The 15,463-nt window shown below is 56.8% G+C and carries 12 protein-coding genes; 7 read left to right on the forward strand and 5 right to left on the reverse strand.

Features of this window, described 5'->3' with window-relative positions; translation table 11 throughout:
- The first annotated feature begins 270 nt into the window (after window positions 1–270).
- Both brnQ and proY read left to right on the forward strand, forming a co-directional pair.
- Entirely contained in the window at window positions 271–1,590 is a 1,320-nt protein-coding gene (gene brnQ / locus M2407_RS20505) for a branched-chain amino acid transport system II carrier protein (RefSeq protein ID WP_020825453.1), read from the forward strand.
- A 71-nt stretch (window positions 1,591–1,661) separates the two neighbouring features.
- Complete coding sequence (gene proY / locus M2407_RS20510) at window positions 1,662–3,068, forward strand: proline-specific permease ProY (RefSeq protein ID WP_020825454.1); 1,407 nt, start codon at window positions 1,662–1,664, stop codon at window positions 3,066–3,068.
- Window positions 3,069–3,101: 33 nt separating this feature from the next.
- On the opposite strand, the gene M2407_RS20515 is transcribed toward proY, so the two are convergent.
- On the reverse strand, window positions 3,102–3,365 hold the full coding sequence (locus M2407_RS20515; protein ID WP_048759760.1) for a hypothetical protein: 264 nt from the start codon (window positions 3,363–3,365) through the stop codon (window positions 3,102–3,104).
- A gap of 132 nt (window positions 3,366–3,497) precedes the next feature.
- Window positions 3,498–4,763 (reverse strand): mechanosensitive ion channel family protein, encoded by a 1,266-nt coding sequence (locus M2407_RS20520; RefSeq protein WP_128864409.1) that lies wholly within the window; start codon window positions 4,761–4,763, stop codon window positions 3,498–3,500.
- 249 nt (window positions 4,764–5,012) lie between these two features.
- Between M2407_RS20520 and malZ the strand changes: the two genes are divergently transcribed.
- Window positions 5,013–6,836 (forward strand): maltodextrin glucosidase, encoded by a 1,824-nt coding sequence (gene malZ / locus M2407_RS20525; RefSeq protein WP_259219222.1) that lies wholly within the window; start codon window positions 5,013–5,015, stop codon window positions 6,834–6,836.
- A gap of 462 nt (window positions 6,837–7,298) precedes the next feature.
- On the opposite strand, the gene ggt is transcribed toward malZ, so the two are convergent.
- The 3 genes from ggt to M2407_RS20540 form a co-directional block, all read right to left on the reverse strand.
- The gene (ggt, locus tag M2407_RS20530) at window positions 7,299–9,062 is read right to left on the reverse strand and encodes a gamma-glutamyltransferase (RefSeq protein ID WP_046374366.1); all 1,764 of its coding nucleotides are present in this window, start codon (window positions 9,060–9,062) and stop codon (window positions 7,299–7,301) included.
- Window positions 9,063–9,292: 230 nt separating this feature from the next.
- Window positions 9,293–9,895: a peroxiredoxin C gene (locus M2407_RS20535; RefSeq protein ID WP_020825459.1), complete on the reverse strand. Its 603-nt coding sequence runs from the start codon at window positions 9,893–9,895 to the stop codon at window positions 9,293–9,295.
- A 229-nt stretch (window positions 9,896–10,124) separates the two neighbouring features.
- Window positions 10,125–10,706, reverse strand: coding sequence for an ACP phosphodiesterase (locus tag M2407_RS20540; RefSeq protein ID WP_020825460.1), 582 nt, complete (start codon window positions 10,704–10,706; stop codon window positions 10,125–10,127).
- A gap of 244 nt (window positions 10,707–10,950) precedes the next feature.
- Between M2407_RS20540 and queA the strand changes: the two genes are divergently transcribed.
- From queA to secD, 4 genes are all read left to right on the forward strand, one after another.
- On the forward strand, window positions 10,951–12,021 hold the full coding sequence (gene queA, locus M2407_RS20545) for a tRNA preQ1(34) S-adenosylmethionine ribosyltransferase-isomerase QueA (RefSeq protein ID WP_020825461.1): 1,071 nt from the start codon (window positions 10,951–10,953) through the stop codon (window positions 12,019–12,021).
- Between the two features lie 72 nt (window positions 12,022–12,093).
- A complete protein-coding gene (gene tgt / locus M2407_RS20550) occupies window positions 12,094–13,218 on the forward strand; it encodes a tRNA guanosine(34) transglycosylase Tgt (protein ID WP_020825462.1) in 1,125 nt (374 codons plus the stop codon).
- Between the two features lie 33 nt (window positions 13,219–13,251).
- Entirely contained in the window at window positions 13,252–13,584 is a 333-nt protein-coding gene (gene yajC / locus M2407_RS20555; RefSeq protein WP_004949246.1) for a preprotein translocase subunit YajC, read from the forward strand.
- A gap of 25 nt (window positions 13,585–13,609) precedes the next feature.
- Window positions 13,610–15,457, forward strand: coding sequence for a protein translocase subunit SecD (gene secD, locus M2407_RS20560; protein ID WP_071844576.1), 1,848 nt, complete (start codon window positions 13,610–13,612; stop codon window positions 15,455–15,457).
- Window positions 15,458–15,463: the final 6 nt, after the last annotated feature.

Here is a 15,463-nt window from a genome sequence, read left to right on the forward strand (position 1 = left end):
TAGCTCTGCTTTTTGTCATGCGACTTGCCTTTCAACGCTATAAACGTTTAACTTAGCCTCCGTTGTCGGACTAAACCTCCATTTATAACTCCTAAAACTCTGCCCATCATCATGAGTGGTCACTTTCGAATAAGGACAAAACGCCGGACGTTATGCGTTTTCTGCTCTTATTGGTCTCGCGATGAAATGGCAAGCCGGCAACCGGATGGGGCTTAACGCTACCTCCATATCGGGCATTTTTTTTCATTTGAACAGGCAACACGACATCGTATGAGTCATCGTTTAACGTCAAAAGATATTATCGCATTGGGTTTTATGACCTTTGCCTTATTCGTCGGCGCCGGGAATATCATTTTCCCGCCGATGGTCGGTTTACAGTCCGGTGAACACGTCTGGACCGCAGCTATCGGCTTTCTGATCACCGCCGTCGGTCTGCCGGTGATGACCGTGATCGCCCTGGCGCGCGTCGGTGGCGGCATTGACGCCCTGAGCTCGCCGATTGGCCGTCGCGCCGGTCTGTTGCTGGCTACCGTCTGCTATCTGGCCGTAGGCCCGCTGTTCGCCACGCCGCGTACCGCGACCGTCTCCTTTGAAGTGGGCATTGCACCGCTGACCGGTGATGGCGCCATGCCGCTGTTTATTTACAGCCTGGTGTACTTCGCGTTGGTGATCGGCATCTCGCTGTATCCGGGCCGCCTGCTCGATACCGTGGGTCACGTGCTGGCACCGTTGAAAATTGTTGCTCTGGGCGCGCTCGGCATCGCCGCGCTGGTTTGGCCGGCAGGTACGCCTATCCCGGCGACCGACATTTATCAGAACGTTCCTTTCTCTTCCGGCTTCGTCAACGGCTATCTGACCATGGATACGCTGGGCGCGCTGGTATTCGGCATCGTCATCGTTAATGCTGCGCGTTCCCGCGGCGTCAAAGATGCCGGTTTGCTGACGCGTTACACCATCCTGGCCGGGCTGATTGCCGGTGTGGGCCTGACGCTGGTTTATCTGAGCCTGTTTAAACTGGGCTCCGGCAGCGGCGTGTTGGTACCCGACGCGACCAACGGCGCGGTGATCCTGCATGCTTACGTGCAAAACACCTTCGGTGGGCTGGGCAGCTTCTTCCTGGCGGCGCTGATTTTCATCGCCTGTATGGTGACTGCGGTTGGCCTGACCTGCGCTTGCGCCGAGTTCTTTGCCCAATATCTGCCGTTCTCCTACAAGACGCTGGTGTTTATTCTGGGGCTGTTCTCGATGGTGGTGTCCAACCTGGGCCTGAGCCATCTGATCCAAATCTCCATTCCGGTGCTGACCGCGATTTACCCGCCGTGCATCGTGCTGGTGGTGCTGAGCTTCACCCTGCGTTGGTGGAACAGCGCGCCGCGTATTATCGCGCCGGTGATGTTAGTCAGCCTGTTGTTTGGTATCCTTGACGCGGTGAAAGCGTCCGCCTTCCAGCAAGTGTTGCCGGATTGGACCAATCACCTGCCGCTGGCAGAACAGGGTCTGGCATGGTTGTCGCCTTCGCTGTTGATGCTGGTGCTGGTCGCGATTTATGACCGGGTTTGTACGCGTTCCGAAGTGACCGCGCACTCCTAATCCCCCGGCTAAATTTTGGGCCACGGACTTGTCCGTGGCTTTTTTACGTTTAAAAAACACGGGTTATTTTCATGCAACAACAGTCACCCACCGCTCCCACGCCCAATAAGCTAAAACGCGGTCTCAGCACCCGTCACATTCGCTTTATGGCTTTGGGTTCGGCTATCGGCACCGGCCTGTTCTACGGTTCGGCGGACGCGATTAAAATGGCCGGCCCTAGCGTTTTGCTGGCGTACCTGATCGGCGGCATCGTCGCTTTTATCATCATGCGTGCGCTGGGCGAGATGTCGGTCAACAACCCGCAGGCCAGTTCGTTCTCGCGTTATGCACAGGACTACCTGGGCCCGATGGCCGGATATATCACCGGTTGGACCTACTGTTTTGAAATCCTGATCGTTGCGATTGCCGACGTGACCGCTTTCGGCATCTATATGGGCGTGTGGTTCCCCGAGGTGCCGCACTGGATTTGGGTGCTGAGCGTGGTGCTGGTGATAGGCGCCATCAACCTGATGAGCGTGAAGGTGTTCGGCGAGCTGGAGTTTTGGTTCTCCTTCTTTAAAGTCGCCACCATCATCATCATGATTGCCGCCGGTATCGGTATCATCATCTGGGGGATTGGCAACGGTGGGCAGCCGACCGGCATCCATAACCTGTGGTCTAACGGCGGCTTCTTCAGCAACGGCTTTATCGGCATGATCCTGTCGCTACAGTTGGTGATGTTCGCCTACGGCGGTATCGAGATTATCGGTATCACTGCCGGTGAAGCCAAGGACCCGAAAACCTCCATTCCCAAGGCCATCAACTCGGTACCGTGGCGTATCCTGGTGTTCTACGTCGGTACGCTGTTTGTCATTATGTCTATCTACCCGTGGAATCAGGTGGGTACCAACGGCAGTCCGTTCGTGCTGACTTTCCAGCATATGGGCATTACCGTGGCGGCGGGCATCCTTAACTTTGTGGTGATCACCGCGTCGCTGTCGGCGATTAACAGCGATGTGTTTGGCGTTGGCCGCATGCTGCACGGCATGGCCGAGCAGGGCCATGCGCCGAAGATGTTCAGCAAGGTGTCCAAACGCGGGATCCCGTGGGTCACAGTGGTGGTGATGATGCTGGCGCTGTTGCTGGCGGTGTATCTCAACTACATCATGCCGGAAAACGTGTTCCTGGTGATTGCTTCACTGGCGACCTTCGCCACTGTGTGGGTGTGGATCATGATCCTGTTCTCGCAGATTGCCTTCCGTCGCAGTCTGAGCAAAGAGCAGGTGAAAGGCCTGGCGTTCCCACTGCGCGGCGGGGTGTTTACCTCGGTGGTGGCGATCATCTTCCTGGTGTTTATCATCGGTCTGATTGGTTACTTCCCAACGACTCGCGTATCGCTGTACGCCGGGCTGGTGTGGGTGGCGGTGCTGCTGGCGGGATATTACTTCAAGGTCAACCGCCAGAAGAAGCTGGCGACGCTGGCGCAGCAACAGGATTGAAGATGAAAACACCGGCCATGAGCCGGTGTTTTTTTAATGCTTTTCCTCAGGTTCGTCGTCACCGGAGGCGCGCGCTTCGATACGCAGGCTGCTGTCGCTCAGCCTTTCCTCTTTCCCCTCGCCGGCACAGCGTGCCAGCACTTCGCGAATATCCTGCATGTTGCTGCTCAGGGCGCTAAGCGACGGTTGCAGAGTACGGCTCATGCGGCTTTCATCCAGCGAAGCGCTGTGCAAACAGCCGATGAACAACAGCGTGGCCAGCAGGGTAAACAGCCGATGTTTTACCTGTTTCAGCAATGGCATCTCTTCTTTCCGGTGGCTGGGTGAGCGTATTAACACCGCTTTAGGTGAGCGAGAAAAGAGGCTGGAGATATCTGCTGGCAATTGGCGGAGAATAATTACCAGCAGAAACAGTTACGTCAGCCTGCGTCAGGAAATGTCTGCCGCCTGTCGCAGGGGGTTCAGCATGCTGCGCATGTCGTTACCGGTCGGCGTTTGATGCACCCGCAAATCGAATTCGTTAATCACCGCCAGGATATGGTCAAAGATATCCGACTGAATGCTCTCGTATTCAGCCCAAACCGTGGTGTTGGTGAAAGCGTAAATCTCCAGCGGTAAACCTTCTGGCAGCGGTGCCAACTGGCGCACCATCAGCGTCATATTCTGGTGAATGCCGGGGTGAGCGCGCAGATAGGCCACCAGGTAAGCGCGCAGCGTGCCAAGGTTGGTCAGGCGGCGGCCGTTGAGCGGTGAACTGAGATCTACGCCAGTCTGCTGATTATGCTGGCTCAGCTCCTGCGTTTTATCGTTCAGGTAGCGTTGCAGCAGCGGGTTACGGTTCAGGCGCTGTTGTTCTTCTCCCGACAGGAAATGCACGCTGGTGGTGTCGATATTGATACTGCGCTTGATGCGACGGCCACCGGATTCCGACATGGAGCGCCAGTTTTTGAAGGAGTCGGAGATTAGCGCGTAAGTCGGGATGGTGGTCACGGTATTGTCCCAGTTGCGCACTTTCACCGTGGTCAGGCCAATGTCGGTCACCGCGCCATCGGCGCCGTATTTCGGCATTTCCAGCCAGTCGCCGATGCTCAGCATGTCGTTAGCGGAAAGCTGGATGCCGGCCACCAGGCCGAGGATCGGGTCCTTAAAGACCAGCATCAGCACCGCAGTCATCGCCCCCAGGCCGCTGAGCAGCAGCAAGGGTGATTTTCCCATCAGCAGTGAAACGATCATGATGCCGATCAGGATCGCCGCGACCAGCTTCAGGCCCTGGAAAATACCGCGCAGCGGCAACTGATTGGAGATCGGGCTTTGGCGCAGCATTGCCAGCAGCGTGTCCAGTAAGGAAAACAGCGACAGCAGGGCGAAGCCCATGATCCACACCTGAGCGGCGGTGACAATAATCGCCTGGGTCTCACTGCCGGCGTGCAGCCACAGCACCGCCTGCAGATTAATGATCACCCCTTGCAGCAACAGTGCCATGCGCTGGAACAGCTTGTACTGGGTGATCGCCTGCTGCCAGACACGCTGCGACCGTTGGCCACGGCGTTGGATTGCTGCCAACACCACGCGGTGCAACACCAGGTGGATCACTACCGAAATCAGGACGATCAGTCCCAGCACCATCAACAGGGACATGACTCCGCTAAATTCCAGCCCGAATTTTTCCAGCCACAGGGTTATCTGTTGTTGCATTGCCGCTCCTTTAAAAAATGCGCAAAAAATATCCAATACACTCAAAAGACGTTAGCCTAATGGTTACGGGTCATAATGTGCGGCTGTTTACCCTTTTTTACATAGGGTTAGCGCTGACTGCTTATCTCCACCCCCCGGCTCCTCCCCGAGTTTACCGGCCAGAGATGAGGGGGACTGACACTCAACGTGGCATTGTTCGTGGCATTGAATAACGTCGTCGATTTCGTTTTGTACAGCTGGAGGAAAGTCATGCTTAACGCCTGGCATCAACCGGTCCCGCCTTTTGTGGTGAAGAAGGGACAACGCCTGGATATCACGCTGTGGTTACAGGGCAATGAACTGCCTGAACAGGTTTTTTTACGCGCCGAGCCGGACAATGAAGAATGGCTGCTGATCATGAAAGGGCAGCAGGTTGGCGGGTTGCAGCGGTACCAGGCCAGCCTGACCCTGAATGAGGGCGAGGCAACCCGCCGTTACTGCTTCAAGCTGGTCTGGGCCGACCGCCAGCAATGGTTCGGTCCACAGGGAGAGTCTCAGACGCCGCCGGGACAATTGACGCAATTTGCCGTCGACGTGCCCGACAGCAGCCCGCAATGGGTGGCCGACCAGATTTTCTATCAAATCTTTCCCGATCGCTTTGCCAGCAGCGGCGGCGAACACGGCATTCAGAGCGGCAGCTATCGTCACCATGCCGCCGGCTGCGATGTCGTTCGCTGTGACTGGCAGCAGCCGCTGGAGGACCGACACGCCGCGTCCACCTTCTATGGCGGCGACCTGGACGGCATTAGCCAAAAATTGCCTTACCTGCAGCAATTGGGCGTGACGGCGCTCTATCTGAACCCGATCTTTACCGCACCCAGCGTGCATAAATACGATACCGAAGACTATTATCAGGTCGATCCCTATTTGGGCGGCAACGTCGCCTTGCAACGTTTGCGAGTGAGCACTCACAAGGTGGGGATGAAACTGGTACTCGACGGGGTATTTAACCATACCGGCGATTCCCACCCGTGGTTTGATCGTCACCAGCAAGGCGACAGCGGCGCTTGCCACCACCCGGATTCTCCCTATCGTGGCTGGTTTAATTTCTACCCGGATGGCCGTGCGCTTGACTGGAAGGGCAACGCCAGCCTGCCGAAGCTCAACTTTGCCGAACCCCAGGTGGCGGAGGCGATTTATCGCGGTGAGGGCAGCGTAGTGCGCCATTGGTTACGCCCGCCCTACAGCATTGACGGCTGGCGGCTGGACGTGGTGCATATGCTGGGTGAAAACGGCGGGGCCACCGGCAACCTGCGGCATCTGGCAGGCATTTATCACGCGGTTAAGCAGGAAAATCCGCAGGCCTATGTACTGGGCGAGCATTTTGGCGATGCGCGGCGCTGGCTGCATGCCGGCGTTGAAGATGCGGCGATGAACTACATGGGCTTTGCCCTGCCGGTGAGGGGGTTCCTCGCCGGATTGGACGTCGCGCATCACCCGGTGCGGATGTCGGCGGCGGAGTGTGCACAATGGATGGACGGCTACCGGGCAGGCTTGCCGCATGGCCGCCAGTTGATCCAGTTCAATCAACTCGACAGCCACGATACCGCGCGCTTTCTGACGCTATTGCAGGGCAACCGGGCGCGGATGCAGATGGCGGCAGTGTGGCTGATGAGTTGGATCGGTGTGCCCTGTTTATATTATGGCGATGAAATTGGCCTGGATGGCGCCAACGATCCGTTTTGTCGTAAACCCTTCCCGTGGGATGAGAGCCACTGGGATCGGCCCCTGCTGGCTTTGTTCCAGCGAATGGCGGCGCTACGCAAACAGAGCCTGGCGCTGCGTCGCGGTGGCTGTCAGGTGCTGCACGCGGTCGGAGAGACCTTGGTATTTGTGCGTCTCTATCAACAAGAACAGGTGTTGGTGGCATTGCAGCGTGCTGGCAGCGGTGCAGTGACGTTGCCGTACACGCCGTTGCTGGCCGCAGGCCAATGGCAGCGGCTGGAAGGAAAGGGCGAAATGGAAGAAACGCAGAATGCGATGGCGCTGCAGCTGGGTGAAGAGTCCGTGACCCTGTGGCGGCGGCTGGGTTAAGGCAGGAAGGGCCGATATTCTGCAATGCTGTTCACTTAAGCCTGACGGGCATTTTTTATTCGGTCCCTGAAGGCTCAGTGCAGGCAGAATTGCCGTCAATATCCCGCATTTCTCTGCCACCGCAATGAACGGCAATGGGAGGGGCCGTAGGCGCGGCCCCTCCACCCGCGCCCTCGCTTAACACCCTCTGTCCGCTGCGCGGATACCCTCGCTGCACCCGCGTTGTCGGGCGGGTCGGCTACGACAAACCTCCCTGTTAGTCTCGCCTCAACCGGCCTTCCCTGGCCGGTTGCCCCTGACAACGCCGCCTTGCTCGGTCGGAGCTTAAGAGCCTCATGGAGCTTTACCCGTTTATCGACCGAAAAAATATTGAACAGGCCTAAAAAACACCTTAAGTGAACGACATTACGGTATCCCGGCCCTTAATTCAGTGAGTGGGCGTTCACACGCCCAATGAGCCGATCAATATCCCACGGCAGAACCGGCTGGGCGGCGAACGTCATTGGCACCGTACAGGTAGCCTTCGCGCACCTTGCCGGACACTGCCGAATCGTTGCCGGAGTTGGCCGGGCTGACTCCCGCGGCACCCGGCAGGCCCACCAGAATCAGCTCGGCCGCGCCCCACGGCGTTTGCTCAACCATCTTGTAACCCATACCGGCAAGGATTTTAAGCGTATCGGCAGAAACGCCGCGCTGCTCGTAGTAAACCTCATCCGGCAACCACTGATGGTGGATACGTGGCGCATCTACCGCCTCTTGCGGCGCCATGCCGTGGTCAATCACGTTGAGCGCGGTCTGCAGGGTGATGGTGATGATGCGGGAGCCGCCCGGCGAGCCGAGTACCATAAAGATTTTATTGTCTTTGGTCACCAGCGTCGGGCTCATCGATGATAGTGGGCGCTTACCGGGGGCAATGCTGTTGGCGGTACCCTGCACCAGGCCATAGAGGTTTTTCTCGCCGACCTTGACGGTGAAGTCATCCATTTCATCATTGAGGAAGAAGCCGGTGCCCGGTGCGATCACCACCGCGCCAAAGCGGCCGTTAACGGTATAGGTGGTAGAGACGGCGTTGCCATCATGATCGACAATCGAGTAATGGGTGGTTTCCGGCTTCTCGTGGGGTTCCATGCCGGGCTGTACGTTTTCCGACGGTGTAGCTTTGTCAGCGACGATTTTCTTGCGGATTTCTTCGGCATAGCTCTTGCTGACCAGCCTGTCGATCGGATTCTTGATGAACTCCGGGTCGCCAAGGTAGGTGTTGCGGTCCATATAGGCGTGGCGCATCGCTTCGGTCATGGTATGGATTGCCGCTGCCGAATTGAAGCCCATGCTTTTCAGGTCATAACCCTCAACCACGTTGAGGATTTCGCACAGCGTCACGCCGCCTGAGCTGGGTGGGGGCGCCGATACAAATTTATAGCCGCGATAGCTACAGGTGATCGGCGGGGTTTCGGTCACTTTGTAGTTGGCGAAATCGGCCGCGGTCAGGATACCGCCGCCTTGTTTGGCTGCCGCCTCTACCGCTTGGGGGATTTTGCCTTTGTAGAAGGCGTCTGGCCCCTCTTTGGCGATAGCGGTCAGGGTGTTGGCCAAATCGCTTTGCACCAGGCGATCGCCCGGCTGCAGTGGCGTGCCGTCAGCGCGCAGGAAGATTTTGGCGGATTCCGGATCTTGCTTAAAGCGCGCGACGGTCGTATCGAGAATATCGGTGTCGGCACGGGTCAAGATAAAGCCCTCGCGCGCCAGTTTGATGGCCGGCGCCATGACCTGTTCGCGGCTCAGCTTGCCGTATTTAACGCGCGCAGTTTCCATTCCCAGTACCGTACCCGGCACGCCCGCCGCCAGATAGCCATACAGGCTGGCACCTTTCTTCACGTTGCCCTCGGCATCCAGATACATGTTGGCATTGGCCGCCGCCGGCGCGGTTTCACGGAAATTGATAAAGGTATCGGTGCCGTCAGCCAGGTGCACCGTCATAAAGCCCCCGCCGCCGATGTTGCCGCAGCACGGGTTGACCACCGCTTGCGCGTAACCCACAGCCACGGCTGCGTCTATGGCATTACCGCCCAGTTTCAGGATATCGACGCCGACCTGAGAGGCCAGATGTTGCGATGTTACCACCATGCCGTTTTTGGCTTCGACCGCCGGATTGGATGCGGCATACAGGCTGCTGCTGACCAGCAGCGCCGCCATGGTCAGCGGCTTGCTCCATTTCTGTAAAAACATAGTTATTCCTACCCTGTCAGTTTTCTTATTGTGTTTGGCTTGCCACCGGTGTCGTGCAAAGAGTGGGCCAGCGTTATTGATACTAGCTGCTGATAGGGATACGCGCGGAAAACCGCCGGGGAAATGTGAGCGGAAACAAGGAAATGAAGCACGATAACTGGGCAGTACGCCCTAATTTGGCGCAAAAAAAACCGGCCACAAGGGCCGGTTGATACGCTAACGGGCTGAAATTACAGCTTGGAAGCGTTTTCGGACAGGTATTTAGCTACGCCGTCTGGAGAAGCGCCCATACCTGCTTTGCCTTTTTCCCATTGAGCCGGGCACACTTCGCCGTGCTGCTCGTGGAATTGCAATGCGTCAACGGTACGGATCATTTCGTCGATGTTACGGCCGATTGGCAGGTCGTTAACAACCTGAGCGCGAACCACGCCGTCTTTGTCGATCAGGAAAGAACCACGCAGGGCAACGCCTGCTTCTGGGTGCTCGATGCCGTAAGCTTTCTGAATTTCACGCTTAATGTCAGCAACCATTGCGTATTTCACTTCCCCGATGCCGCCATTTTCGACTGGGGTTTTACGCCATGCGTTGTGGACAAATTCTGAGTCGAATGAAACGCCAACCACTTCAACGCCACGCTTCTGGAACTCTTCATAGCGGTGATCGAAAGCGATCAGCTCAGAAGGACATACGAAGGTGAAGTCCATCGGCCAGAAGAACAGGACGGCCGGTTTGCCGTTCAGGTGCTTCTTGAAGTTGAAGTTTTCAACGATTTCGCCATTGCCGAGTACGGCAGCTGCGGTGAAGTCAGGGGCTTGACGAGTTACCAGGACCATAATTACTCCTGTAATAGGTGTTAAGGGGTTGATGTAAAAACAAGGGCCAGTATAGGGGCCACGACTGGGTGAATAAAGGGTAAAAGACCAATCAATGAGATAGCTTTTACCTATCAAAGTCGTTGATTAAATTTAGCGAGCTTTAAAAATAACCTTTTCCCGTAAAAGGGCAAGGCTTAAAAAGCAATTTCTTGTAAAGCGTCGCATTTTCAATGGGTTTGGTTTGACCTTACAGCTTTTTCTCTTTTGCCTGCTGCATCATCTGTGGGTAAAACTGCCAGAACTGTGTTTCAAGCTGATGATAATTGCGCTCTACGTCGGCGAAAGAGCCCGCCAGCGCCGCCAGGCGTGGACGACGGCTGGCCATGCCCGCCAGCACGTTGCCGATAAACGGCAGTTCGGCGTAGCGCTCCAGCCAGCGTTCCGGCCAGAGATAACCGTTCAAATTCTGAAAGCGCGCCGGCGTCAGTGGCAAATGCGGCACGATCTGGCTGCGGGCTTGCTGGGTAAAGCCGTGCAGGCTGAGGGACGGTTCCAGTTGCTGCCAGTGGCGAGCCAGAAAGTGATCCCATACCACGTCGAGCGTGATTGGCGCTACGCGCCGGTGTTCTGCAGAGAAATAGTCGCGGCAGGCTTTGACCTGCGGCAGGCTGTCGGTCAATACGTCGACGCGGCGGTGCATCATAATGCCGGCCACCACCTCGGGATCGTACTCGCCTGCGGGGTTGCCGCGCACGAAGTCGGCCAACAGATTGCCCAGTAACGAGCTTTCCGCAAGCTGGGCCAAATGGAGATGAGCGAGAAAATTCATCCGGCAACTATACCTGAAGTCATGCAAATCCTCCTTATTTCTTGCCGCTGACCGCCCACAGCTTTAGACTAGGCCGCCTGTTTTTTATGACCAACATACCCGTCGCCTTTCAAGCCGCAGTGTTGTTGGCTGCACTTGCCCACTCCGGTCACTTACTCAAGTAAGCTCCCGGAGATGGGCAAGCTGGCCGCCTAACTGCAACTTGAAATGCATAGGGTATATACAATTGAAGAAGTGAATACCCATGCGCGTCGCCGATTTTTCATTTGAACTTCCCGAGTCCCTGATTGCCCGCTATCCCCAATCTGAGCGTAGCGGTTGCCGCTTGCTGCAGTTGGACGGGCCGAGCGGGGCGCTGACGCACGGCGTATTCACCGATCTGCTGGATAATCTGGAAGCCGGCGATCTGTTGGTGTTCAACAATACCCGGGTGATCCCGGCCCGCATGTTTGGCCGCAAGGTCAGCGGCGGCAAGATTGAAGTTCTGGTCGAGCGCGTGCTGGATGACCATCGTGTGCTGGCGCATGTTCGCGCGTCGAAGGCCCCTAAGCCGGGCGCCGACCTGCTGCTGGGCGACGATGAAAGCATCGCCGCCACCATGGTGGCGCGTCACGATACGCTGTTCGAACTGCGTTTCAACGATGAGCGCGACGTGTTCACTATCCTCAATGCCGTCGGCCACATGCCTCTGCCACCTTATATCGATCGCCCGGACGAAGACGCTGACCGCGAGCTTTATCAGACGGTCTACAGCGAGAAGCCGGGTGCCGTCGCTGCGCCTACCGCCGGGCTGCACTTCGATGAGCCGCTGCTGGCCGCGCTGCGCGAGAAGGGCATCGAGATGGCCTTTGTCACGCTGCATGTGGGCGCCGGCACCTTCCAACCGGTGCGGGTGGAAACCATCGAAGAACACGTCATGCACGCCGAATATGCGGAAGTGCCGCAGGACGTGGTTGACGCGGTATTGGCCTGTAAAGCTCGCGGCAAGCGCGTGGTGGCGGTAGGCACGACCTCGGTGCGTTCCCTGGAAAGCGCCGCAAACGCCAGCAAGGAGGCGTTAATTGCCCCGTTCTTCGGCGACACCAGCATCTTTATCTTCCCCGGCTACCATTATCAGGTGGTTGACGCGCTGGTGACCAATTTCCACCTGCCGGAGTCCACGCTGATTATGCTGGTTTCCGCCTTTGCCGGTTATAAAAACACCATGAATGCTTATCAGCAGGCGGTGGCCGAGCAGTACCGATTCTTCAGCTATGGCGATGCGATGTTCATCAGCCGTAACCCGCAGGCGGAGCAAGAGTCCGTCGGCGCCTGATTTTCTGGGCTGCGCATCTGGCGCGGCCCTGTTTTAACGACATCAGACTGTTTCTCTGATGCTGGAGGCTTTGTGAAGTACGAATTAGACACTACCGATGGCCGCGCTCGCCGTGGCCGCCTGATCTTTGACCGCGGCGTGGTGGAAACCCCGGCCTTTATGCCTGTCGGCACTTACGGCACGGTAAAAGGCATGACGCCGGAAGAAGTGAAAGAGACTGGCGCGCAGATCCTGCTGGGCAACACCTTCCACCTGTGGCTGCGCCCAGGCCAGGAAATCATGAAGCTGCATGGCGATCTGCATGATTTCATGCAGTGGCATGGCCCGATCCTCACCGATTCCGGCGGCTTCCAGGTGTTCAGCCTGGGAGCAATGCGCAAGATTAAAGAGGAAGGCGTTCATTTCCGTAACCCGATCAACGGCGACAAGGTGTTCCTCAGCCCGGAAAAATCGATGGAAATCCAGTATGACCTGGGTTCCGACATCGTGATGATTTTCGACGAATGTACGCCGTACCCGGCAGATTGGGACTACGCCAAGCGTTCGATGGAAATGTCACTGCGCTGGGCGCAGCGCAGCCGCCAGCGTTTTGACGAACTGAATAATAAAAATGCGTTATTCGGCATTATTCAGGGCGGTGTTTACGAAGATTTACGTGATGTTTCAGTAAAAGGGCTGGTGGATATCGGTTTTGATGGTTACGCTGTGGGCGGCCTGGCGGTCGGTGAGCCAAAAGAGGATATGCACCGCATTCTTGAACATGTTTGCCCGCAAATTCCGGAAGATAAGCCGCGTTACCTGATGGGCGTCGGCAAGCCGGAAGACCTGGTTGAAGGCGTGCGTCGCGGTATCGATATGTTCGACTGCGTGATGCCAACGCGTAATGCCCGTAACGGCCATCTGTTCGTGACTGACGGTGTGGTAAAAATCCGTAATGCCAAGCACAAGGATGATACTTCTCCGCTGGATAAAGACTGTGATTGCTATACGTGTCGCAATTACAGCCGCGCCTACTTGCATCATCTCGATCGTTGCAACGAAATACTGGGTGCCCGATTGAACACCATTCATAACCTGCGTCACTACCAACGCCTGATGGCGGGTTTACGCGAGGCCATTGAACAGGGTAAATTAGAGCTGTTTGTTGCGGATTTCTACGGTCGGATCGGTAAACCGATTCCACCTTTAAACGCTTGAATTAATAATTGATAACTTAATGAGGGAATTTCAATGAGCTTTTTCATTTCTGACGCCGTCGCATCCGCAGGGGCTCCGGCTCAGGGAAGCCCGTACTCTCTGATCATTATGCTGGTGGTGTTCGGTCTGATTTTCTATTTCATGATCCTGCGCCCACAGCAGAAACGCGCTAAAGAGCACAAGAAGCTGATGGACTCGATCGGCAAGGGTGATGAAGTGCTGACCACCGGTGGCCTGATTGGCCGCGTGACCAAAGTGGCTGACACCGGCATTATCGCCATTGCGCTGAACGACACCACGGAAGTGATGATCAAGCGTGACTTCGTGGCGGCCGTTCTGCCGAAAGGTACCATGAAGGCCCTGTAATTTTGTTTTCCCGAAGGGAATTGCCGTGCTAAACCGTTATCCTTTGTGGAAGTATCTGATGCTGATCGTGGTGATCTTCATCGGTCTGCTTTACGCGCTTCCCAACATCTATGGTGAGGATCCGGCTGTACAAATCACTGGCGCGCGCGGTGTCGCCGCCAGTGAAACTACACTGGACCAAGTCCGTACCGTATTAGAAAAAGACAAGATTACGAGCAAGTCGATTGCGCTGGAAAATGGCGCCATTCTGGCTCGCTTTAGCAATCCTGATATTCAGCTGCGTGCCCGTGAAGCCCTGATGGCGGAACTGGGTGACAAGTTCGTGGTTGCGCTGAACCTGGCGCCGGCCACACCAGCCTGGTTGGCCATGCTGGGCGCCGAACCGATGAAACTCGGTCTGGACCTGCGCGGTGGCGTGCACTTCCTGATGGAAGTCGACATGGACACTGCCCTGAGCAAGCTGCAGGAACAGACCATGGATACCCTGCGCAGCGAGCTGCGTGAAAAGGGCATTCCTTATGCGTCTATCCGCAAGCTGGACAACAACGGCGTGGAAGTACGTTTCCGTGACGATGCTGCCCGCGATCAGGCCATCAGCTACCTCAGTCCGCGTCAGCGCGACATGGTGTTCTCTGCCAACGGCAGCAACACCCTGAAAGCCAACCTGACGGATGCCCGTCTGAGCGAAGCGCGCGAATACGCGGTACAGCAGAACATCACTATCCTGCGTAACCGCGTTAACCAGCTCGGCGTTGCCGAACCGCTGGTGCAGCGTCAGGGCTCCGACCGCATCGTGGTCGAGCTGCCTGGCATTCAGGATACCGCTCGCGCCAAAGAGATCCTCGGCGCTACCGCTACGCTGGAATTCCGCCTGGTTAACACCAATGCGGACGTCACGGCTGCGGCAAATGGCCGTGTCCCAGGCGACTCAGAAGTGAAAGACACCCGTGAAGGCCAGCCTGTCGTGCTGTACAAGCGTGTGATCCTGACCGGTGACCATATCACCGACTCCACTTCCAGCACCGACGAATATAACCAACCGCAGGTGAACATCTCGCTGGACAGTGCCGGCGGCACTGCGATGTCCAACTTCACCAAGGACAATATCGGCAAGCCGATGGCGACCCTGTTTGTGGAGTACAAGGACAGCGGCAAGAAAGACGCCAATGGCCGTGCGATTCTGGTGAAACAGGAAGAAGTGATCAACGTGGCGAACATTCAGTCACGTCTGGGCAACAGCTTCCGTATTACCGGTATCGGCAACCCGAACGAAGCACGTCAGCTTTCGCTGCTGCTGCGTGCCGGTGCGCTGATTGCGCCAATCCAGATTGTGGAAGAGCGTACAATCGGCCCGACCCTGGGACAACAGAACATCACCCAAGGTCTGGAAGCCTGCTTGTGGGGCTTGGTGGCATCCATCGTGTTTATGGTGGTTTGGTACCGTAAGTTCGGCATGATCGCCACCACGGCACTGGTCGCCAACCTGGTGCTGATTGTCGGCGTGATGTCCCTGCTGCCGGGGGCGACGCTGACCATGCCGGGGATTGCCGGTATCGTGCTGACGCTGGCGGTGGCGGTCGACGCCAACGTACTGATTAACGAACGTATCAAGGAAGAGCTGAAGAACGGACGTTCCGTTCAGCAGGCGATCCATGAGGGCTATAAAGGCGCGTTCTCCAGTATCGTTGACGCCAACATCACCACCCTGATCACCGCGATCATTCTGTACGCAGTAGGTACCGGTTCGATCAAGGGCTTTGCGATTACCACCGCAATCGGTGTGGCGACGTCCATGTTCACCGCGATTGTCGGTACCCGTGCCATCGTCAACCTGCTTTACGGCGGCAAACGCATTAACAAGCTGTCTATCTGAGGAGTG

Source organism: Serratia sp. BIGb0234 (assembly GCF_024809915.1).
Lineage (GTDB): Bacteria > Pseudomonadota > Gammaproteobacteria > Enterobacterales > Enterobacteriaceae > Serratia > Serratia liquefaciens.